Annotated in this window: 22 protein-coding genes and 1 pseudogene; 9 read left to right on the forward strand and 14 right to left on the reverse strand. The window is 72.2% G+C overall.

Translation table 11 applies throughout. The features are described from left to right. Positions 1-29: 29 nt before the first annotated feature. Both ABD841_RS22915 and ABD841_RS22920 read right to left on the reverse strand, forming a co-directional pair. Complete coding sequence (locus ABD841_RS22915; RefSeq protein WP_344975361.1) at positions 30-911, reverse strand: SMP-30/gluconolactonase/LRE family protein; 882 nt, start codon at positions 909-911, stop codon at positions 30-32. Between the two features lie 154 nt (positions 912-1,065). Continuing rightward, positions 1,066-1,206 carry a hypothetical protein gene (locus tag ABD841_RS22920; protein ID WP_344975364.1) on the reverse strand — a complete coding sequence of 47 codons (141 nt, stop codon included), beginning with the start codon at positions 1,204-1,206 and terminating at the stop codon, positions 1,066-1,068. A 370-nt stretch (positions 1,207-1,576) separates the two neighbouring features. On the opposite strand from ABD841_RS22920, the gene ABD841_RS22925 reads away from it, so the two are divergent. After that, on the forward strand, positions 1,577-2,326 hold the full coding sequence (locus ABD841_RS22925; protein WP_344975368.1) for a CoA transferase subunit A: 750 nt from the start codon (positions 1,577-1,579) through the stop codon (positions 2,324-2,326). Beyond that, on the forward strand, positions 2,323-2,964 hold the full coding sequence (locus ABD841_RS22930; protein WP_344975371.1) for a CoA transferase subunit B: 642 nt from the start codon (positions 2,323-2,325) through the stop codon (positions 2,962-2,964). The genes ABD841_RS22925 and ABD841_RS22930 overlap by 4 nt, the downstream gene beginning before the upstream one ends. Positions 2,965-3,070: 106 nt before the next feature. Here the strand turns inward: ABD841_RS22930 and ABD841_RS22935 are convergent, their stop codons facing one another. Together ABD841_RS22935 and ABD841_RS22940 are read right to left on the reverse strand one after the other, a co-directional pair. Continuing rightward, positions 3,071-3,739, reverse strand: coding sequence for an SDR family oxidoreductase (locus ABD841_RS22935; protein ID WP_344975374.1), 669 nt, complete (start codon positions 3,737-3,739; stop codon positions 3,071-3,073). 86 nt (positions 3,740-3,825) lie between these two features. Further along, the gene (locus ABD841_RS22940) at positions 3,826-4,845 is read right to left on the reverse strand and encodes a 1-aminocyclopropane-1-carboxylate deaminase (protein ID WP_344975377.1); all 1,020 of its coding nucleotides are present in this window, start codon (positions 4,843-4,845) and stop codon (positions 3,826-3,828) included. A 315-nt stretch (positions 4,846-5,160) separates the two neighbouring features. On the opposite strand from ABD841_RS22940, the gene ABD841_RS22945 reads away from it, so the two are divergent. Then, positions 5,161-5,670 carry a hypothetical protein gene (locus ABD841_RS22945; RefSeq protein ID WP_344975380.1) on the forward strand — a complete coding sequence of 170 codons (510 nt, stop codon included), beginning with the start codon at positions 5,161-5,163 and terminating at the stop codon, positions 5,668-5,670. A 237-nt stretch (positions 5,671-5,907) separates the two neighbouring features. Next, positions 5,908-6,870, forward strand: a pseudogene (locus ABD841_RS22950) (RNA polymerase sigma factor); the annotation flags it as partial. A gap of 402 nt (positions 6,871-7,272) precedes the next feature. Here ABD841_RS22950 and ABD841_RS22955 read toward each other — a convergent pair. Both ABD841_RS22955 and ABD841_RS22960 read right to left on the reverse strand, forming a co-directional pair. Beyond that, entirely contained in the window at positions 7,273-7,884 is a 612-nt protein-coding gene (locus ABD841_RS22955; protein ID WP_344975383.1) for a hypothetical protein, read from the reverse strand. 175 nt (positions 7,885-8,059) lie between these two features. Further along, positions 8,060-8,464, reverse strand: coding sequence for an SRPBCC family protein (locus tag ABD841_RS22960; protein WP_344975386.1), 405 nt, complete (start codon positions 8,462-8,464; stop codon positions 8,060-8,062). A 369-nt stretch (positions 8,465-8,833) separates the two neighbouring features. Here ABD841_RS22960 and ABD841_RS22965 point away from each other — a divergent pair, with 369 nt between their 5' ends. Then, entirely contained in the window at positions 8,834-10,054 is a 1,221-nt protein-coding gene (locus ABD841_RS22965; RefSeq protein ID WP_344975389.1) for a YncE family protein, read from the forward strand. 98 nt (positions 10,055-10,152) lie between these two features. Next, positions 10,153-10,404 carry a hypothetical protein gene (locus ABD841_RS22970; protein WP_344975392.1) on the forward strand — a complete coding sequence of 84 codons (252 nt, stop codon included), beginning with the start codon at positions 10,153-10,155 and terminating at the stop codon, positions 10,402-10,404. A gap of 101 nt (positions 10,405-10,505) precedes the next feature. On the opposite strand, the gene ABD841_RS22975 is transcribed toward ABD841_RS22970, so the two are convergent. Further along, entirely contained in the window at positions 10,506-11,108 is a 603-nt protein-coding gene (locus ABD841_RS22975) for a TetR/AcrR family transcriptional regulator (RefSeq protein WP_344975394.1), read from the reverse strand. 87 nt (positions 11,109-11,195) lie between these two features. On the opposite strand from ABD841_RS22975, the gene ABD841_RS22980 reads away from it, so the two are divergent. Further along, entirely contained in the window at positions 11,196-11,837 is a 642-nt protein-coding gene (locus ABD841_RS22980) for an NAD(P)-dependent oxidoreductase (protein ID WP_344975397.1), read from the forward strand. Between the two features lie 10 nt (positions 11,838-11,847). On the opposite strand, the gene frdD is transcribed toward ABD841_RS22980, so the two are convergent. From frdD to ABD841_RS23010, 6 genes are all read right to left on the reverse strand, one after another. After that, positions 11,848-12,204: a fumarate reductase subunit FrdD gene (frdD, locus tag ABD841_RS22985; protein ID WP_344975401.1), complete on the reverse strand. Its 357-nt coding sequence runs from the start codon at positions 12,202-12,204 to the stop codon at positions 11,848-11,850. 3 nt (positions 12,205-12,207) lie between these two features. Beyond that, positions 12,208-12,624 carry a hypothetical protein gene (locus tag ABD841_RS22990; RefSeq protein WP_344975404.1) on the reverse strand — a complete coding sequence of 139 codons (417 nt, stop codon included), beginning with the start codon at positions 12,622-12,624 and terminating at the stop codon, positions 12,208-12,210. Next, on the reverse strand, positions 12,621-13,364 hold the full coding sequence (gene sdhB, locus ABD841_RS22995) for a succinate dehydrogenase iron-sulfur subunit (protein WP_344975407.1): 744 nt from the start codon (positions 13,362-13,364) through the stop codon (positions 12,621-12,623). Before sdhB ends, ABD841_RS22990 begins: the two co-directional genes overlap by 4 nt. A gap of 5 nt (positions 13,365-13,369) precedes the next feature. Next, positions 13,370-15,121 carry a fumarate reductase (quinol) flavoprotein subunit gene (frdA, locus tag ABD841_RS23000; protein ID WP_344975410.1) on the reverse strand — a complete coding sequence of 584 codons (1,752 nt, stop codon included), beginning with the start codon at positions 15,119-15,121 and terminating at the stop codon, positions 13,370-13,372. A gap of 65 nt (positions 15,122-15,186) precedes the next feature. Continuing rightward, a complete protein-coding gene (locus tag ABD841_RS23005) occupies positions 15,187-15,420 on the reverse strand; it encodes a hypothetical protein (RefSeq protein WP_344975413.1) in 234 nt (77 codons plus the stop codon). A gap of 235 nt (positions 15,421-15,655) precedes the next feature. After that, complete coding sequence (locus ABD841_RS23010; RefSeq protein ID WP_344975416.1) at positions 15,656-16,033, reverse strand: winged helix-turn-helix transcriptional regulator; 378 nt, start codon at positions 16,031-16,033, stop codon at positions 15,656-15,658. A gap of 101 nt (positions 16,034-16,134) precedes the next feature. Between ABD841_RS23010 and ABD841_RS23015 the strand changes: the two genes are divergently transcribed. Together ABD841_RS23015 and ABD841_RS23020 are read left to right on the forward strand one after the other, a co-directional pair. Further along, positions 16,135-16,938 (forward strand): NAD(P)-dependent oxidoreductase, encoded by an 804-nt coding sequence (locus ABD841_RS23015; RefSeq protein WP_344975420.1) that lies wholly within the window; start codon positions 16,135-16,137, stop codon positions 16,936-16,938. 100 nt (positions 16,939-17,038) lie between these two features. Beyond that, the gene (locus ABD841_RS23020) at positions 17,039-17,821 is read left to right on the forward strand and encodes a hypothetical protein (protein ID WP_344975423.1); all 783 of its coding nucleotides are present in this window, start codon (positions 17,039-17,041) and stop codon (positions 17,819-17,821) included. Here the strand turns inward: ABD841_RS23020 and ABD841_RS40900 are convergent. Next, positions 17,791-18,108, reverse strand: a complete 318-nt coding sequence (locus tag ABD841_RS40900) for a tyrosine-protein phosphatase (protein WP_425582029.1) — start codon at positions 18,106-18,108, stop codon at positions 17,791-17,793. The two genes, ABD841_RS23020 and ABD841_RS40900, sit on opposite strands and share 31 nt — an antisense overlap. Positions 18,109-18,121 lie beyond the last annotated feature (13 nt).

Here is an 18,121-nt window from a genome sequence, read left to right on the forward strand (position 1 = left end):
TCATCGCGGGCTTTCGGAGAAGCGGTTCGTCACCGGTCTCCGGAGAAGGGGACCGCGGGACGGCCGGTGACGCCCGGCTCGACGGCGAACACCGAGCCGGCCAGCGGCTGCCCGGCGAGCGCGGCGGGGTCGAGCCCGTGGGCGGCGCTGGTGATGTAGAGGACGTCCCCGCGGGGGCCGCCGAACGCGCAGCTCGTCACCTGGGTCACCGGCAGCCGTACCTCGCGGTCGAGGACGCCGCCGGGCGTGTAGCGGCGGACCCGGCTCCCGCCCCACAGCGCCACCCACAGGCATCCGTCGTCGTCGACCGTCATGCCGTCGGGCGACCCGTCGGCCGGGTCGATCCCGACGGCGGTGCGACGGTCCCGGATGTCACCCGTGGCGGCGTCGTAGGCGTAGGCGTCGACCCGCTGCGCGCGGGTGTCGATGTGGTACATGACCGTGCCGTCGGGACTCCAGCCGAGCCCGTTGGACACGCTCACCCCGTCGCGGATCTTGACCACGGACGCGCCGTCGTAGCGGTAGAGGGCGCCGGCGCCCGGCGTGGCCTCGTACGGCATGGTGCCCGCCCACAGGCGGCCGGCCGGATCGCACTTGGCGTCGTTCATGCGGTTGCCGGGCACGTCGGCCTCGACCTCGGCGACCATGCGGACGGTCCCCTCGGCCGAGAGCCGGGCGATGCCGTCCCGGACCGCCAGCAGCAGCTCGCCGTCGGCGGTGGGGACGGCGGCGCCGACGTGGATGCCCACGTCGACGGCCCGGTCGACGCCGGTGGCGGGGTCGAGGAGGTGTACGGCACCCGCGGTGATGTCGACCCAGACGAGCCGCTCACGCGCGGCGTCCCAGGCGGGCCCCTCCCCGAGGTCCGCGCGGATCCGCAGCACGGGCTCCGCCTCGAACGAGCTGACCATCAGACCTCCTCCTGGCCGCGGGGTGGACCGCGGCCGTCGCAACGTCCCGGTGGCGGGCGGGCCGGATGCCCCCGCGGGCCGGCCCGTCCCGGAGGGGCGCCGGGCCGGCCACGTCCGCGGCGAGCAACCGTATCGCCACGGCCGCCGCTCCGCGTCACGGGGTCGGCCCCACCGCGGGCACCGCTTTCCCGGAGCCGGGGAGCCGCATGCCGGGAGCCGAGGCGGTGGTGGGACCGCCGAGGGTGAGGGCCGCGGCCGCGGTCAGGCCCAGCAGGGCTCGGATGCCGGTGCGCATATGGGAACTCCAAAGTTTCATGATCGGTACAGATCCGGGTGGCACGGAGAGTAGGTCCACATACTTGGAGCTCGCTGGAAGCCGGTTGTGATCCCCTGGAGCCCCCTTGGGGGCCGGCTGCGATCCTCCGGGGCCCCTGCGCCGCCTCCGTCTCCGCGGCCGGCACGCGCGGCCGGGGCAGGGCTCGGGCGCTCGGGCCGGCGGCCGGCACGCAGTACGGCCGGCCCGCGCTCCGGGGTTCCGGCCGGTCCTCTTCGCTCCGCCTCCGATCGACGGGGACGTTTTGACAGGAGTGTTTCCACTCCGCATACTCGTTTCACAAAGTGAACCAAAGTTCGCATAGCGAACACTTCCGGCTGAACGGAGCGTCGTGCGGAGAGACAAGGTGGTCGCCACGGCCGAGGAGGCGCTGGCCGACGTGCGTGACGGCGCGTCGTTCGCGGTCGGCGGCTTCGGCCTCAGCGGCATCCCGAACGTGCTGATCCGGGCCCTCTACGACACCGGCGTGAGCGGCATCAGCGTGGTGTCGAACAACTGCGGGGTGGACGGCGGCGGCCTGGGCGTCCTGCTGGCCGCCAGGCGTATCGCCCGCGTGACCGCCTCCTACATCGGCGACAACAAGGAGTTCGCCCGGCAGTACCTCGCCGGCGAACTGGAGGTCGAGCTGACCCCGCAGGGCAGCCTGGCCGAGCGGCTGCGCGCGGGCGGCAGCGGCATCCCCGCCTTCTACACCCCGGCCGGGGTCGGCACGCCGGTCGCCGACGGCGGGCTGCCGTTGCGCCACGCCCCCGACGGCTCGGTCGCGCTCGCCTCACCGCCCAAGGAGGTCCGCGAGTTCGACGGCCGGGAGTACGTGCTGGAGCACGGCATCACCACCGACTTCGCGCTGGTCCGGGCGGCGAGGGGAGACCGGTACGGCAACCTGGTCTTCAACAAGGCCTCCCGCAACTTCAACCCCCTGGCCGCGATGGCCGGGCGGATCACGGTGGCCGAGGTGGAGGAGCTGACCGAGCTGGATCCCGACGAGGTCCACCTGCCCGGCGTCTTCGTCCAGCGCGTCGTGGTCCTCACCCCCGAGCAGGCCGCCGACAAGGGCATAGAGAAGAGAACCACGTCATGACCTGGACCCGTGATGAGATGGTCGCGCGAGCGGCGGCCGAGCTGCGCGACGGCGACTACGTCAACCTCGGCATCGGACTGCCCACCCGCATCCCCTCCTTCCTCCCCCCGGACGTGGACGTGATCCTGCACTCGGAGAACGGCATCCTCGGTGTCGGCCCCTACCCGGCGGAGGACGAGGTCGACCCGGACCTGATCAACGCGGGCAAGGAGACGGTGACCGTGCGCCCGGGCGCGTCGTTCTTCGACTCCTCGCTGTCGTTCGGCATGATCCGCGGCGGTCACATCGACGTGGCGGTGCTGGGCGCGATGCAGGTCTCGGCCCGGGGCGACCTGGCCAACTGGATGGTCCCCGGCAAGCTGGTCAAGGGCATGGGCGGAGCGATGGACCTGGTCCACGGCGCCCGCAAGGTCATCGTGATCATGGACCACGTCGCCAAGGATGGCTCTCCGAAGATCGTCGAGGAGTGCTCGCTGCCGCTCACCGGCCGGGCGTGCGTGCACCGGATCATCACCGACCTCGGTGTCCTCGACGTCACGGAGAAAGGCCTGACGCTGGTGGAGACCGCGCCCGGCGTGAGCGTGGCGGAGCTGCGCGGCCGTACGGACGCGGAGGTCATCGCACAGGTCACCGCCTGAGTCACCGCATACAGCCGGCCGGGCCGCGGACGCCGTCTCACGGGTCGTCGCCGTCTCACGGGTCGTCGCCGGCCGGGAGCGCTCAGCCCGGCCGGCGTCACCGGGGTCAGGATCCGGCGGTGGGCAGACCCCGGACCGCGTCGGCGACGGGGCTGTCGCCCTCGACGAGCTCCAGGACGAGGCGACCGGCGCCGGGAGCGTCCAGCAGCGCGACGATCACCGCGGCGACGTCGTCACGAGGAACCTTCCCGAACGGCAGCGGCGGCCCGGCGAGGGTCACCCGGCCGGTTCCGGGGTCGTCGGTCAGCGCCCCGGGGCGCAGGATGGTCCAGTCGAGGTCACGGGCGCGCAGGTCGTCCTCGGCCCGGGTCTTGGCCGTGATGTAGGCCGCCCAGACCTCGTCCGAGCCCGGCGCGGGCGGCTTGCCCGCGCCCATCGACGACACCTGGACGAAGCGGCGCACTCCGGCGCGCTCGGCGGCCTCGGCCAGCAGCACCGACGCCCCCCGGTCCACGGTGTCCTTCCGGGCGGCGCCGCTGCCCGGTCCCGCCCCGGCGGCGAAGACCACGGCGTCGGCGCCCGCCAGGTGGGCGGCGACCTCGTCGGCCCCGGCCCTTTCCAGATCGCACAGGACCGCCGTGGCGCCCGCCGCCCGCAGGTCGGGTTCGTGCTCGGGTCTGCGGACCAGGCCGACCGCCTCGTCGCCGCGCCCGGCGAGCAGCCGCTCCAGGCGCAGGGCGATCTTTCCGTGCCCGCCTGCGATGACAACTCTCATGCGACGCCCTCCTCGGGATGAGCTTCGCACGACCGTACGGCACGCCGCGCACCGGGGCCGGCGCTGCGGGCGGTCCGGGATGACCGTCAGGAGAACAGGGCGCTGTATCCGTTGAGCGCCGGCTGCCCGCCCAGGTGCGCGTAGAGAACGTTCGAACCGGCGGCGATCTCCCCGCGGGAGACCATGTCGATCAGGCCCGCCATCGACTTGCCCTCGTAGACGGGGTCGGTGATCATGCCTTCGGTCCGGGCGGCCAGGCGCATCGCCTCCAGGGTGGTCTCGTCGGGAATGCCGTAGACGCCGGCGTGGTAGCGCTCGTCGAGCACGATCTCCTCGTCGGAGATCTCCCGCCGCACGCCGATCAGCTCGGCGGTGCCGCGGGCGATCCTGCCCACCTGCGCCCGCGTCTCGGCGGGCTTGGCCGAGGCGTCGATCCCGATCACCCGGCGGGGCCGGGCTCCGTCCTGCTCCAGCGCGGCGAACCCGGCGACCATGCCCGCCTGGGTGCTGCCGGTGACCGAGCAGACGATGACCGTGTCGAAGAAGACGCCGAGTTCGCGTTCCTGTTCCTGAACCTCGCGCGCCCAGCCGGCGAACCCGAGCCCGCCCAGCCGGTGGTCGGAGGCGCCGGCCGGGATCGCGTACGGCTTGCCACCGCGCTCCTCGATCTCCTGGACGGCCTGGTCCCAGCTCTCCTTGAAGCCGATGCCGAACTCGGCCCGCACCAGGCGGACGTCGGCGCCGGCCAGGCGGCTGAGCAGGATGTTGCCGACCTTGTCGTAGACCGCGTCCGGCCAGTCGACCCAGCTCTCCTGGATGAGCACGCACTTCAGGCCCACCCTGGCGGCGACCGCGGCGACCTGGCGGGTGTGGTTGGACTGGACGCCGCCGATGGACACCAGCGTGTCGCAACCCTGCGCCAGCGCGTCGGCGACGAGATATTCGAGCTTCCGGGTCTTGTTGCCGCCGTAGGCGATGCCGGAGTTGCAGTCTTCCCGCTTGGCCCACACCTGCGGACCGCCCAGGTGCGCGCTCAGCCGGTCGAGGCGGTGCACCGGGGACGGGCCGAACAGCAGCGGGTAGCGGTCGAATGAGTCAAGGGACACGGGTGCCTCCCCCAGGGGACGGTTCAGGATGCGGCGGTGCCCGAGCGGTGGGCCCGGCACCGGCCGACACCGGCACTGTAACCGACATCGTTCCATTTACGGAACCAGGCTAATTCGGTCTTTAGTTAACGAAGGTTGCGAAACCGGCTTTTCGCGGATGACGCCGCCGGACCACGCCGACCCCGTACGTCACAACCCCTCGCGAACGGCGAGCGGGGAACCCGGGGGCGAAGAGGGGAGGAAGGGCGCCGGACACTCTTACCGCGGGGCGCAAACCGGTTGACCGGCCCTCGATAATTAGTACATATTTGCGAAATGATCTCTTTACGTCCCCTCGCGGGAGCGATCCTCACGTCCGCTCTCCTGACCGGCGCCGCCGCGGTCCCGGCCGCCGCCGCGACCCAGGACACCGTCGCGGTCTCCTCGGCCGAGACAGCCGCGCGTCCCGGCAACGGCAAGATCCTCTATGCCCGCATCAGCGGCGGGCAAGGCACTTTGAAGATCAAGAACGGCACCGCGAAGGACGCCGTCGTCACCCTGGTCCGCGGCAGGGCCAAGGCGATCAGCATCTACGTGCGGGCCCGGTCGAAGACCGCCATCAACGACGTCCGGGACGGCACCTACCGCATCTACTTCACCACCGGCCACCGGTTCAGCGTCTCCAAGGGCAGGTTCACCAGCAACGCCTCCTACCAGCGGTTCGACGACCGGCTGAGGTTCACCACGACCGCCACGACCTCGACCATCTGGTCCCTCACCCTCAACCCCGTCAAGGGCGGCAACGCCCGCACGAGCGGCGTGGACCCGAACGACTTCCCGGCCTGACCCGCCCCGCGGCCCGGCGGCCCCCTGACCGGCCCCGCGGCCGGCGCATCCCCTCCCGTCGCGCCCCCGCGGGCGCACGCAGCCCCCCGCGAGGGCGCGACGGCGAGCCGGGCGCCACAGCACACCGTCGCGCGACGTACGTTGAACTGCACAGGTTGTTGTCACGGATCAGGCCTGGGAAGGGTGAACGCCATGGAAGCCGCCGCCGTGGAAGCCGCCGCCGAAGAGGGCGAACTGCTCCTCACCGACGACGATGACGCCCCCGTCGCCCTGGAGACGGGCACCGGCGCGAGCATCGACCCGGTCAAGGACTATCTCAAGCAGATCGGCAGGATCCCCCTCCTCAACGCCGAGCAGGAAGTCGAGCTCGCCACACGCATCGAGGCCGGCCTGTTCGCCGCCGAGCGACTCGCCGGCGAGGGCGAGCGGCTCCCGTCCGACGTGCGCGCGGAGCTGGAGTGGATCGCCGAGGACGGCCGCCAGGCCAAGGACCACCTGCTGGAGGCCAACCTGCGCCTGGTGGTCTCGCTGGCCAAGCGCCACACCGGGCGCGGCATGCTCTTCCTGGACCTGATCCAGGAGGGCAACCTCGGGCTCATCCGCGCGGTGGAGAAGTTCGACTACACCAAGGGTTTCAAGTTCTCCACGTACGCCACCTGGTGGATCAAGCAGGCGATCACCCGGGCGCTGGCCGACCAGGCGCGGACCATCCGCATCCCGGTCCACATGGTCGAAGTGATCAACAAGCTGGCCCGGGTGCACCGGCAGATGACCAGCGACCTGGGCCGCGAGCCCACCCCGGAGGAGCTCGCGGTCGAGCTGGAGATGACCCCGGAGCGGGTGATCGAGGTCCAGGGGTACGGGCGCGAGCCGATCTCCCTGCACAGCCCGCTCGGCACCGAGGGCGACAGCGAGTTCGGCGACCTCATCGAGGACTCCGAGGCGATCACCCCCGATGACGCGGTGACCTCGGCCCTGCTCCAGGAGGAACTGCACACGGTTCTCGACGGGCTGTCCGAGCGTGAGGCCGGGGTGGTGTCGATGCGGTTCGGGCTCACCGACGGGCGACCCAGGACCCTCGAGGAGATCGGCCGCGCGTACGGGGTGACGCGCGAGCGCATCCGGCAGATCGAGTCGAAGACGATGACCAAGCTGCGCCACCCCTCACGCTCGCGGGCCCTGCGCGAATACCTGACCTGACCCCGGCCGGTCCGCCCGTCCGCCCTCCGGGCCCGGTCCGTCCCTCCGCGGGGAGCGTCCCCCGGGGAACCGCGACCGGGCGGCCACGGCCCGGCCGTACGGTGGTGTGTCCGCGGCACGGCCGTACGACGACGTGTCCGCGGCACGGCCCGACGGCGTGTCCGCGGCACGGCCGCGCCGTCGCACCAGGCGGCGGAAAAACGCAACCGCGCCCCCTCCTGAGCTCGAAGTACCAGGTGTAAGGGCCGGGAGGTCACAACAGGGAGTGGTCTTCCGGCCGCCCTTCGTCCTTCTTCTCTCACTCGCCAGTGCCGAACCCTGGAAACAGGGCGGAGCCCGCTCCCCTCTCCAGGGGGGCGGGCTCCGAGCATCCGGTGGGGCCGCCGGGCGGCGGGCGGTCACTTACTTGAGGACGGGGAAGCGCCGGACCAGGGCGGTCCTGCCCCACCAGCCGCCGATCCCGAAGGTGTCGCCGGCCTTCACCAGCACGAGGCCGACCAGGACGACGGCGTAGATGATGTGCTCGTCCATGAAGGGGTTGGTGGCCAGCGGGAGTTCGGCCGCCCACATGAGGACCAGCATCAGCCCGCCCGCGGCGGCGGCGATCCGCATGCCCGCGCCGAGCACGAGCGCCCCGCCGACGCCGAGCAGACCGAGCATGAACAGCCAGTCGACCCAGGGCTGCCCGGCCAGGCCGCTGAAGAACCCGCCGAGGGCGTTCTCCCCCGTGCCCTTGAGGAACCCGGTGGTCGGGCTGCCGCCGTTGACCCAGGCGCGCTCGGCGGGGGTGGCGAAGCCCCAGCCGAAGGTCTTGTCGAGGAAGGCCCAGAGGAAGACCCAGCCCAGAGCGATGCGGGTGACCGCCCAGACCCGGGCGGCGGCGCGGACCCCGCCCTCCTGGCGCCCGGTCTCCGCGACCGGGCCGATGGGCGTCGCCCGGCGGATCTCGCCGCCCACGCCCTGCGGGATCTCGTTCGTGCGGCCGTTCGCGTGACGCCCTTCGATGATCGCCATGACGACTCTCCTTCGGCTCTGTCGCGTCTTTTCATCTCTTTTCGGTACAACTCAAGTAGACCGTTCTTTACAGTCCGCGATCAGTGCCGTACGGCTCGAACTCCACGGCCCCGAGGTCCCCTCCCCCTCGGGACCTTCGTCCCTCGCCCGAGCCGGGAAGCCGCGCCCGGGGTGTTCAGCCGCCTTCGCCGCGCCGGCCCACCTGCCCGGCCAGCCGCTCCAGGCTCTCGTCGAGGGCCCGGTTGACGGCGTCGGCCGGTGGGACGTCGTCGTCGAAGAAGGACAGGTGGATCGTCACCTCGCTCTCGTCGTCGCCGATGCCCGCCACCTGCAGCCACCCGGCGTACCGGTCGCTGTCGCGGGTGCCCCACTCCATCCGGAGCTGGTCGGGCGCGGCCCGCAACAGGGCGCGGGCGTCCTGGCCGGTGCTGTCCTCGTGCACCGTGACCGCGGGCAGTTCCTCCGGCCGGACGTGCAGGTCCCGCGGGAGCCAGTGGTCGAGGTCGTTCACGTCTCCCGCCCGGTCGAACACCACCCGCGGCGGCGCGGCGATCCTGCGGGAACGTTCGTATTCGCTCATCCAGTCGTCATCTCCCCGTCGAAGACGTCGGTCAGAAACGTTGATCGGCGACCTACCCCGCAGCACGGCGTCCATCCACGCGGCGTGGAACACGGCGCCGGTGGAGGCGGGAACGGCACGGCACCCGCCGCCGGGGAGACCCCCGGGAACGTCAGTCCGCCGCCGTACCGGGCTGTCAGCGGTGGACAATGCCGGCGGCGGAATGGCTGATCCGCGCTACAAGCACCCGCGCGTGCGCGCGTGTAACGTCCTCCACCGAACGGACTCCGGCCGCCCGGCGGGTTTCACCGGCCCGCGCACCGCGTCGACGGCCGGTCTCGTGGCGCGACGCTCGCGGAAGCACACATCGACCGAGAGGACGGCGACGCCGTGCGCGCATCACCCGTGAAATCCGTCATCCTGCTCTCCGTGGCCGCGCTGGCGGCGGCCCTCGTCGGTCCCGCGGCCGCCCCGCAGGCGTCCGCGGCCGACCGGAGGACATCCGCACGCGAGGTGCTCCTGGTGGGCAACGCCAAGGGCGGCACGGTCAGCTTCCTCGACGCCGCCACCTACCGGAACCTCGGCTCGCTGAACGCCGTACCGGACCTGGCGGAGCGCCTGCGGGCGATGAACCCGGTCGAGCGGGCGGGATACGAGACGGTCAACCGCATCCAGGGGTACCGCAAGCTCGTGGACGACATGGCGCTCTCCCCCGACGGCCGCACGCTGTACGTCTCGCGCGGCAACCTGTCCGACGCGGTGGCCTTCGACGTCGCGAGCGGGCGGATGCTGTGGCGCTACAAGATCGAGGGCTTCAAGGCCGACCACGCCGCGCTCTCCCCCGACGGCACGCGCTTCATCGTCTCCGCGACGACCGCCTCGGCGGCGCAGGTGCTCGACACCGCCACCGGCCGGCTCGTGACGAACATCCCGACCGGCACCTATCCGCACGCCAACGACTACTCCCCCGACGGCCGGTTCCTGTACAACTCCAGCATCGGCATCACGTCGCTGCCCAGGGCGCTGAACGCGCTCAAGGGCGCGCGGCAGCTCACGATCGTGGACGGGGCCACACTGAAGGTGCTCAAGAAGTACACCTTCGAGTACGGCATCCGGCCGGCGGTGTTCACGCCCGACAACCGGACGATGTACACGCAGTTCTCCTACCTCAACGGCCTCGCCGAGGTCGATCTGACCACCGGGAAGGTCACCCGGAGGGTCGAGCTGCCGTTCAGCGAGGCGGGCCGGAGGCTGCCCGTCGACGACTACCCGCAGAACTCCGCCCACCACGGGATGGCGATGTCGGGAGACGGCGGCGGGCTCTGCGTGGCCGGCACCATCGACGACTACGTGGCGATCGTCGACCGTCCCGGGCTGACCGCGCGGGGCTACGTGCACTACGACACGGGCAGCCTGCCCTACTGGACGACCACGAGCGCCGACGGGCGGCGCTGCTTCGTGTCGCTCAGCGAGAGGAACGAGATCTCGGTCGTCGACTACGGGACGGCGCGTGAGGTCGCGCGCGTGCCGGTGGGCGACTTCCCCCAGCGCGAGCGGCTGGGCCGGGTCCCCGAGGACGTGATCGCCTCCCTCGATCCCGCCGGGGGCTGACGGGGAGAGCGGACGGCGGAAACCGGCACTGGCCGGAATCGTAGTCACTCGCATACTCTAGGTGACGGCCCTCTGCCCCCCAGACCAGGAGTGTGCCCGTGAACAGCTCGGACGGCCGGATCCTGCTTCTCGTGGTGATCGGGACGGCTCTGTTCGCCGTCGGCCGGCGTTTCCAGCGGGCGGCGGACACCTGGGCGGGCTGGGGCAAGGCGGTGAAGGCGGCGGCGGAGGCGGCCGAGAAGATCCCGGGTGCCAGGTCGGCGGCGTGGGCGGCGGTCCGGGGCATGATCGTGGTCGGCGTCGGAGGGCTGATCCTGTTCGCGGTGATCGCGAACGTCATCCGATACTGAGGAGGGCGGTGACCGGCCGCCGGGAGCCCGGAGTTCCCGGGAGGCGCGGGCGCCCGCGCGTCCGGGCCCCGATGGGCTCCGAGCGCCGGGGCCGGCGACCGTCACCCGACGCCGTCCAGGAGGGTGCGGGCCAGGGCCGCCGCGAACTCGTCGAGCGGCTGGGCGGCCGAGCCCGCCGGCGGGCGGTCCCCGGCGAAGGCGTGCAGGAACGCGCGCTGGAAACAGGCCCCCAGGAACAGCGCCGCCGCCGCGGCCGGGTCGGCGTCCGCGCGGATGCGGCCTGCGGCGCGCCGGCCGGCCAGGTAGGCGGTCAGCGCGTCGAGCGGCACGTGCGGGCCCGCGTTCAGCCTGGTCATCTCCTCGCCGTGGCGGCGCAGCAGCGCGGGGTCGGAGAACAGGGAGGCGGCGATCGGGAAGCTCGACTCGTAGAAGGCGACGGCCTCCCGGGCGATCTCGGCCAGGGTCTCCGCGACGCCGCGCCCGTCCGGCTCGGCCACCGAATCGGCGAGGAGCACGCCGAGCCGGGGCAGCCGCTCCTGCAGCACGTGCACGAACAGTTCCTCCTTGCTCGCGAAGTGCTTGTAGAGCGCGGCCTCCGAGCAGCCCGCGGTGCGGGCGATCTCCTTGGTGGTGGTGCGGGCCAGGCCGACGGTCCGCATCAACTGGTGGGCGGCGTCCAGGATCCGGACCCGCGTCGGCTTCATACCGGGCGCTCCCGACGAGTTGACGGTTGGTGAGTGTTCACCCACTCTAGTGGTTAGTGAGTACTCACCAACTTTGCGGGGAGCACCATGAAGCTCACGGTCTGCGGGGCGACAGGGGGCACCGGGCAGGAGATCGTCCGGCAGGCGTTGGCGGCGGGGCACGAGGTCACGGCGGTCGTCCGCGATCCCGCGCGGCTGCCGGAAGGCCTCACCGGCCTGCGCGTGGTGACCGCCGACGTGACCGATCCCAAGGCGCTGCGCCCCGCCATGGAGGGGCGGGACGCCGTCGTCTCGGGCATCGGCCCGCGGAGCAGGAAGCAGGCACGCGCCGGCGTCGTCGCGCCGGCCACGCGCGCGATCCTGTCCGCGATGGCCCTGTGCGGGGTCCGCCGCTTCGTCGCGGTGAGCGCGGCCCCCGTCGGCCCGTCACCGGAGGGCGATCCCTTCCTCGACCGCAGGATCATCCTCCCGCTGGTGCGGAGGTCGCTGCGCGACGTCTACGCGGACCTCGGGGCGATGGAGCAAGCCGTCGGCGGCAGCGACACCGAGTGGACGATCGTGCGACCGCCTCGCCTGCTGGACAGGCCCCTCACGGGGACCTACCGGCGGGTCGTCGGCGCCAACGTCCCCGCCGGCCGCACGATCGCCCGCTCCGACCTGGCCCACGCCATCCTCACCCTGCTGGACGACCCGGCGACGGTACGGCAGGTCGTCGGCGTCGCCTACTGAGGTGCGGATCTCACCAGGCCGAGAGCAGGAGATAGCCGGCCACCGCCGACCCGGCCAGCGCCCCGCCGTAGCAGAACAGGCTGATCACCCTTTCGAAGTGCTTGAGCCGCAGCCCGTGACTCAGGGTGTAGCGGAAGCGGTGAGCCCAGTGGAAGAGCGCCAGTACGCAGAGGCCGAGGAGGACGACACGCGCGATCGGGTGGCCCAGCAGCGCGGACAGGTGCGCGTGGTCGGGCGGCGGCACCCAGCCCAGCGGGAACGCGACCCCGAAGAGGAACAGCAGGGCCGGGATCAGCAGCGCCGACAGCACGCCGCCGGCGCTGAACAACAGCCACAGGAACGGTTCCAACGTCGGACGCCTGGCCATCGTTCACCCCAGGACCAGAAAGACCACGAGCGCCGAGGCGAGCATCCACGCCACGAGGTTGCCCGCGCCGATCGCGGCCGGCGGCAGGCGCCTGCCGCGCAACCGTACGGCCACCGCACGCGGCGAGAGCATGAACAGCCAGGTGACGGCGTGGAGCAGGATGAAGCACAGCGCGATCGCGTTCACCAGAAGCACCCCCGCTGTGGCGCTCACGTCCAGGAACCGCCGGTAGGTCTCCGGCCCCCGGACGACCGCGCCCACCACCAGCAGCAGGAACACCACGGACCACGCGACGAAGACTCCGCTCAGCTCGCGGAGCACGAACAGCAGGTACGAGCGGCGCCGTACCCACCAGAAGATCGATACACGAGGCCGGTACGGCCCGGGACGGAGCTCCGTGTGATCGGCCTTCTCCCTCATCGCGCCCCCCGCGGCAGCAGGAGGCTCTTGAGCGCCTCCATGGCCGCCGTGAGCTTGTAACGCTGGATGGCACCCGCCGGATCGACGCCCTTCGGGCAGACCGCGCTGCACTCGCCCACGAAAGTGCAGGCCCAGATGCCCTCGGCCGCCGACAGGACGTCCATCCGCGCCGAGGCTCCCCGGTCACGCGAGTCGAGGTTGTAACGCTGGGCGAGAGCGGCGGCCGCCGGGCCGATGAACTCCTGATCGAGCCCGTAGACGGGGCAGGCGGCGTAACAGAGCATGCAGTTGATGCACATGCTGAACTGCTCGTACTCCGCACGCTCCGCCGGCAACTGGAGATACTCCCCCTCGGCCTGCGGTTCCCCCTCCGGGCGGACGAGCCAGGGCCTGACCCGCGGCAGCTTGCGCATGAAGTCGCCGATGTCCACGACGAGATCACGCACGACGGGGAAGTTGGACAGCGGTTCGACGCGTACCGGACCCGGCGCGTAACCCTCCAGGAAGGTGGCGCAGGCCAGCTTCGGCTCACCGTCGACGGTCACGCCGCAGCTCCCGCAGACGCCCATCCGGCAGGACCAGCGGTAGGAGAGTGTGCCGTCCAGGTGGTCCTTGATGTGGTTCAGGCCGTCGAGGACCGACCATTCCTTGCGCAGCGGTATCTCGTACTCCCGCGCCGTCGGCTCGGCCTCGCTCTCCGGCCGGTAGCGGGTCACCCGCAGGATGATGTGGTCCACCATGGTCGTCACCTCCCGTACACCCGCTCCCCGGGGGGCCACCGGGTGATCGTCACCGGCAGGTATTCCACCCGCCGTGACCCGTCGGCGTCGCGGTAGATCAGCGAGTTGGCGAGGAACCTGCGGTCGTCCCGGGCCGGGAAGTCGACGCGCTGGTGCGCCCCACGCGACTCCTCCCGCCGCAACGCGCAGTGCACGATGCATTCGGCCACGTCCAGCATGAACGACAGCTCGAGAGCCGCGACCAGCTCGGTGTTGAAGGTCCGGCTGTGGTCCTCCAGGCGGGCGGCGCGGAACCGCTCCCGCAGGGCGTCCAGCCTGTCGGCGGCCTTGGCCAGCGACTCCCCCGAACGGTAGATCCCCGTGCTCTCCTCCATGGTCGCCCGCATCTCCCGGCGGATGGCGGAGATCGGTTCCTTCCCGTCGCCGCGGTCGAGCAGGTCGCGTTCCAGCCGCCGCCGCTCGTCCTCCGCCTGCGCCCGTACGGCCGACCGCAGGACGGTGCCGGTGCCCCGCGCGCCCGAGGCGAACGAGGCGGCGGCCCGCCCGGCGCGGGCCCCGAACACGAGCAGTTCGGGCAGCGAGTTGGAACCGAGGCGGTTGGCGCCGTTGATGCTGACGCAGGCGGCCTCGCCGGCGGCGAACAGCCCCTGAAGGGGGGTGGCGCCGTGGATGTCGGTGTGGACCCCGCCCATCATGTAGTGCACGACCGGCCGCACCGGGATCAGTTCGCGGACCGGGTCGATGTTCTCGTAGCTCCGGCAGAGCTCCCGTACGAAGGGAAGCCTGGCGTCGATGACCGCCTCTCCGAGGTGACGCAGGTCCAGGTGCACGACGGGCCCGTACGGCGTGTCGACGGTCCGGCCCTTCTCGGCCTCCTTGACGAACGCCTGCGAGAGCCGGTCGCGCGGCCCCAGCTCCATGCTGCGCAGCACGGGCCTGGGCGAGGGCGTGCCGAGGTCGTAGTCCTGCAGGTAGCGGTAGCCATCCTTGTTGATCAGCCAGCCGCCCTCGGCCCGGGCCGCCTCGGTGATGAGGATGCCCGTGAACGGCAGGCCGGTCGGGTGGTACTGGACGAACTCCATGTCCTTGAGCGGAGCACCCGCCCGGTACGCCAGGCCCATGCCGTCGCCGGTCTTGATGGCGGCGTTGGTCGTGAACGGGTAGACCTGGCCGCACCCGCCTGTGCACAGGATGACCGCCTTGGCGGCGATGGTCTCGATCCGGCCCGACACCAGCTCGATGGCGACGACGCCGGCCACCCGGCCGTCGTCGACGAGCAGCTTCGTCACGTACCACTCGTCGTAACGGGTGATTCCCTCATACCGGAGGGAGGTCTGGAACAGCGTGTGGAGCAGGTGGAAGCCCGTCTTGTCGGCGGCGAACCAGGTTCGCATCTTCTTCATCCCGCCGAACGGTCGCACGGCCACCCGCCCGTCGGGCTCGCGGCTCCACGGGCAGCCCCAGTGCTCCAGCCGGAGCAGCTCCTCGGGCGCCTCCCTGACGAAGGCCTCGACGGCGTCCTGGGCGCACAGCCACTCTCCGCCGGAGACGGTGTCGTAGGCGTGCTCGTCGAGGCTGTCGTCGGGCCGGGCGACCCCCGCGGCCCCGCCTTCGGCCGAGACCGTGTGGCTGCGCATCGGATACACCTTGGAGACGATCGCCACGCTCAGCCGTGGGTCGTCCTCCGCGACGGCGATCGCGGCGCGCACCCCCGCGCCGCCACCGCCGACGATCAGGACGTCATGCGAGAGCGCCATGCCGCACGGCCACCTCACGGGCGATGTCGTCTCCGGCTCCGCGCGCCGAACGCGGGTGCGCGCCCTCAGGACCCATGATCCGCGTCCAGTTCGTCCCGGGTGGCCTTCCCGTCGTGCCGGACGGCCGACACCTGGATGCTGCCGTCGTGGTACTCGTGACGGACCCTGCGGCAGCCGCAGGCGAAGTACTCGTCCCTGATGATCAGGCCCTGCTCGTCGTCGTCCCGGTAGTACTCACCGTCCACAGTGCTCCCGCACGGAGCCTTCTCGGCTGTGAAACGGGTCCTCGTGCCAACCATCGTCCGCTCCCCCGCAGACGGCTAGGCGCCACAGACGACCGGGGGTTCCCGGCTCCGCACATCGCGGTGAACCGGGGTCGGGGCCCCGGCCCGCACCACGAACGCGTCTAGTTCGCCCTGTACATCCCCAGCGTCTCACCCGGCGGACGCCGGGAGAAGACCCCGCGGTCGAGATCCCGAAGCCGGCGAATCGGCGCGCTCGGCGAACGGCGTCCGCGGGGGACACCTCGGGCTCCTAACCGGCGCGGCCGGGCGCCGGGGAGGCCTCGCGGGCGTCGAGAAGCTCGTCCCAGTGCTCCTCCGCCCAGGCGCACATGACGTCGAGCGGCCCGAGCAGGCTGCGGCCGAGCGGGGTCAGCGCGTACTCGACCCGCTGGGCGGGTCCGGCGTACACGGTCCGCGCGACCAGGCCGTCGCGTTCGAGCGCCCGCAGCGACTGGGTGAGCACCTTGGCGGTGATCCCCCGCAGGGGGACCCGCAGCTCCGAGAACCGCCGCGGGCCGTGCCCAAGACAGCGAATGATCATCCCTGCCCACTTGTCGCCGACCCGGATCGGCATGAGATCCGAGGGGCAGAGCGGGTCGAACATCTCCGGGTCAAGAGGCTCAGTCACCGCTCCACGGTAACCGGTATCCCGGCGGTAACCGCCTGCCCGGCTAGCCTCGCGCACAGCGACCGGCGATCAGGACCGGCACTCGGATGCGAGGTGTTCCCATGGGCAGGATCATCGTCTTCGGCGCGGGCGGCAGGGCCGGGCGGGCGGCCGTCGAGGAAGCCCGCCGGCGCGGCCACCGGGTCACCGCGGTCGTGCGCGACCCGGCCAGGTACGGCGACCTGGCGGCGGGCGGCGCGGCGCTCACCCCCGACGGCGCGGCGGGCCGGACGGCCGACGACACGGTGACCACCCCGGACCGCGCGGTGACCGCCGCGGGCGACGCGGCGGGCCGGACGGCCGACGCTGCGGTGACCACCCCGGACGGCTCGGCGGCGAGCGCGGGCGGTGGGACGGCGAACGGCGTGCCCGTCGTCGCAGGTGACGTCACCGAGGCCGACGTCGTGGTCCGGCTCGCCGTGGGCCACGACGCCGCGATCAACGCCGCCGCCGACCTGGGCGCGCGGCCCGGCGACTTCTTCCCCGCCGCCGCCCGCGCGCTGCTCGACGGGCTGGCGCGGGCCGGGGTGGGCCGCCTGGATCCGCTCGGCCTGGCGTCCGCGCTGGAGACCGGCTCCGGCACGCTCCTGATGGACACGCCCGGCTACCCGCAGGAATACCGCGCCTTCTACCTGGGGCACGCGGCCGGGACCGACGTGCTGCGCACCGCGTCCACCCCGCTCGACTGGCTGGTCCTCAGCCCGGCCGGCGACTTCGACCACGGCGGCACCCGCACCGGCCGCTACCGGACGGCCCCGGCCGGCGCGGCGAGCCGTATCTCCTACGCCGACTTCGCGATCGCGCTGCTCGACGAGATCGACGCCCCGAAGCACCACCGCACACACCTCGGCGTCGAGGCGGGCTGACGGAGGGAGAGCTCCCGGCGGCTGAGACGACGGTGAAAGCACACCTCAGCCGGGGGCGAACGGCGCGAACTCCACGGGCTCCGGAGACATCTAAGCGGCTATGACACGCTCAGCGGTTGCCTTCGCCCTGTTCTGCTTGCTCCTACCGTTCTGCGCCGGATGCGACCGCCAGTCCGCCTCCCCGCTGGACGGCGTCGAAGGCGTACAGGTCGTCGCGGAGTTACGCACCGTTCCCGGGCACTGGGAGAGGGACGAGCTTGAGGCGCTACGCCCGCCGGACCTGGTCGTCTACAGCGACGGCCTGGTCGTCCGGGAGGCCAGGCAATCCACCCGGCTGTCCCCCGCCGAGACCAGCGAGCTCGTCGGACGCCTCGCCGGGGAGCTGCCCGGCAAGGTGGAGAACCCGCCCGAGGTGGCCACGACGAGCGACCTGTCGACCCTGCACATCGGCGTCCACGTGGCCGGCGAGGGCATGCGCCGCCTCTCCGTCTACGGTTACGGCCACGGCGCCCGCACGGTGCCGGAGAAGTACCCCAAGGGCCTGCACGACGCCTACGCGCGGCTGACCGGCATCGCGACCGGCACCCCCTACACCTCGGACCGCGTACGCGTGATGACCGTGGCGTTGCCGGACTCCGCAGCCGAGGACGTCCCGGACCGGATCGGTGACTGGCCCGAGGGCGCCCCGCGGCTTGACCCTGCCCCGGGCTCCGGCGGGACGCAGACGGACGACCTGTCCGGCGAGGAGGCCCGCGCAGCCGCCGCGCACCTGCCCGGCTTCGGCGGGAACCCGAACCGCACGTCGTCCCTGCTGGCCCATCCGACCAGGGGAAACCTCATCGTCGGCTGGCGTTACCTGCTTCCCGCGGAGTCCCCCGCCTGACCCGCCGTGCGGAGACCGTCCGGGCTGCCCGAGCGGACGACGGCGCCCCGGCGGGTCACCCGCCCGCCCGCGGTACGGAGGCCGCCGAGACCCCGCACGTTGTGGCAGCCGTCCCGGTCGAGTCTCCGATCGACGGTCACGTTTCCTCCTCGTGGCGTGTTCTCGCGGTGACGTGTACGACGACCGATCCGGGAGGATGGTCCGGCTCCGGGGCCGTCTCCGCGGGTGACCACCCCGGACGGCTCGGCGGCGAGCGCGGGCGGCCGCGCCACAACCGGCAGAGCCACGGGGCGCGGCCCG

This window comes from Streptosporangium fragile (genome assembly GCF_039534445.1).
Classification (GTDB): domain Bacteria; phylum Actinomycetota; class Actinomycetes; order Streptosporangiales; family Streptosporangiaceae; genus Streptosporangium; species Streptosporangium fragile.

Excerpts from the sequence above, each read along its gene's own strand:
- ABD841_RS22915 (WP_344975361.1), bottom strand. The coding sequence starts at position 911 with ATGGTCAGCTCGTTCGAGGCGGAGCCCGTGCTGCGGATCCGCGCGGAC.
- ABD841_RS22920 (WP_344975364.1), bottom strand. The coding sequence starts at position 1,206 with ATGCGCACCGGCATCCGAGCCCTGCTGGGCCTGACCGCGGCCGCGGCC.
- ABD841_RS22930 (WP_344975371.1), top strand. The coding sequence starts at position 2,323 with ATGACCTGGACCCGTGATGAGATGGTCGCGCGAGCGGCGGCCGAGCTG.
- ABD841_RS22935 (WP_344975374.1), bottom strand. The coding sequence starts at position 3,739 with ATGAGAGTTGTCATCGCAGGCGGGCACGGAAAGATCGCCCTGCGCCTG.
- ABD841_RS22945 (WP_344975380.1), top strand. The coding sequence starts at position 5,161 with ATGATCTCTTTACGTCCCCTCGCGGGAGCGATCCTCACGTCCGCTCTC.
- ABD841_RS22955 (WP_344975383.1), bottom strand. The coding sequence starts at position 7,884 with ATGGCGATCATCGAAGGGCGTCACGCGAACGGCCGCACGAACGAGATC.
- ABD841_RS22960 (WP_344975386.1), bottom strand. The coding sequence starts at position 8,464 with ATGAGCGAATACGAACGTTCCCGCAGGATCGCCGCGCCGCCGCGGGTG.
- ABD841_RS22975 (WP_344975394.1), bottom strand. The coding sequence starts at position 11,108 with ATGAAGCCGACGCGGGTCCGGATCCTGGACGCCGCCCACCAGTTGATG.
- ABD841_RS22980 (WP_344975397.1), top strand. The coding sequence starts at position 11,196 with ATGAAGCTCACGGTCTGCGGGGCGACAGGGGGCACCGGGCAGGAGATC.
- frdD (WP_344975401.1), bottom strand. The coding sequence starts at position 12,204 with ATGGCCAGGCGTCCGACGTTGGAACCGTTCCTGTGGCTGTTGTTCAGC.
- ABD841_RS22990 (WP_344975404.1), bottom strand. The coding sequence starts at position 12,624 with ATGAGGGAGAAGGCCGATCACACGGAGCTCCGTCCCGGGCCGTACCGG.
- sdhB (WP_344975407.1), bottom strand. The coding sequence starts at position 13,364 with ATGGTGGACCACATCATCCTGCGGGTGACCCGCTACCGGCCGGAGAGC.
- frdA (WP_344975410.1), bottom strand. The coding sequence starts at position 15,121 with ATGGCGCTCTCGCATGACGTCCTGATCGTCGGCGGTGGCGGCGCGGGG.
- ABD841_RS23005 (WP_344975413.1), bottom strand. The coding sequence starts at position 15,420 with ATGGTTGGCACGAGGACCCGTTTCACAGCCGAGAAGGCTCCGTGCGGG.
- ABD841_RS23015 (WP_344975420.1), top strand. The coding sequence starts at position 16,135 with ATGGGCAGGATCATCGTCTTCGGCGCGGGCGGCAGGGCCGGGCGGGCG.
- ABD841_RS23020 (WP_344975423.1), top strand. The coding sequence starts at position 17,039 with ATGACACGCTCAGCGGTTGCCTTCGCCCTGTTCTGCTTGCTCCTACCG.